Source organism: Wolbachia endosymbiont of Tuta absoluta, assembly GCF_059414725.1.
The window spans coordinates 1-1,238 of sequence record NZ_JBNRJY010000072.1 but is presented as its reverse complement, the minus strand read 5'-3'; the positions used below and the strand labels follow the sequence as shown (position 1 = coordinate 1,238).

The following is a 1,238-nucleotide window of genomic DNA, read 5'->3' as shown; positions in this document are numbered from 1 at the left end:
ACTCCAGCACATATAAATAATAAAGCCTTAAATATAGCATGTCTTAATAAATGAAAAAAAGCTAAATCTGGAAATCCTATTCTTAAAATTCTTATTATTAAACCTAATTGACTTAAAGTTTATAAAGCAATAATTTTTTTTAAATCAAATTCATAATTATTTCATTGAATATTAAGATACGATACTTTTGATAAAGCTGATTTTACTTACATCAACTTATTTTTGATCAATCTATCAATATTGACGTTAATAGCCTCCAATGCCGTGTAATGCCGGCTTAGAACATCCATTTTCCCGTGGTTTTCGTATGAGGTGACTAAGAGACTCGAGGGTAACATGTGTTTTGCATTTTTATGCGAAAAAAAAAACTTTTAAACGAAATCACAATCAGCTGACTAATTTACTATGGGAAGTAATTTTTATTTTACACTTTTTGAAATATTTATTTGTGGGAAGTTGTTCAGTGTCGTGGTCTGAATGCACCTTATCTGTATTTGGAGGGCTGTCCCTTACACACTGTATATGTATTTATAGCCTTCCAAACTTTTCCTATAAGCACATAACATAATAAATTAAAAACACCCACTGCAAGCCCCATCTGACCAAGCACTAACCTAAGATTTGGTAATAGTTACTAAGCGTAACCATGTCATTTTCCTTGTACCTAATGTCTTGAGACAGAATTTTAAGTAAACTACTAGCAAACATGGATTTTTTTTAAATGATTGTTCGAATTTTTGTTACTTTTTGTGTGTGTGTGTGTTTATTGAAAATGAGGATTTGAAAACTACAATTTGTTAGATGTCGATTTGGTGACATAATTTGTTGTATGAAACACGTTTGTTATCTAATTACACTACAAATTACGTAGGTATGACACGGTGCAAGACTGTAAATTCATATTTACAGCCACAACAGTCCACTGGTAAACATGGGCCTCTCCCTTCCAGGGGGTCTTACTCACTAAGCTTGGCAGGCGGATTGGCGAGGGCAATGCAAGATTTTTCTACACAGGGTACCCTGCTGTCCCTTCCCTGGATGATTATCCCTAAGTCGATTTTTACTACACCCACGGGTAGAGTAGAATTAGGGTCTACTCCATTCGAAAAAATATTTGTAGGTACTTTTTCAAAATACAAGTCTATCAGGCACTTAAGTTTTTTTTATGGATGTAAGATGTTACGTATCTTGAAACGATATTTTTTTTATTTTTTTTATTAATGATGGGTTTGCTCTTG

1 pseudogene is annotated in these 1,238 nt (G+C 33.1%); it reads right to left on the bottom strand.

Annotation, left to right across the window (positions count from 1 at the left end):
* Window positions 1-107, bottom strand: a pseudogene (locus tag ACJ5GX_RS00790) (hypothetical protein); the annotation flags it as partial.
* Between the last annotated feature and the right edge of the window lie 1,131 nt (window positions 108-1,238).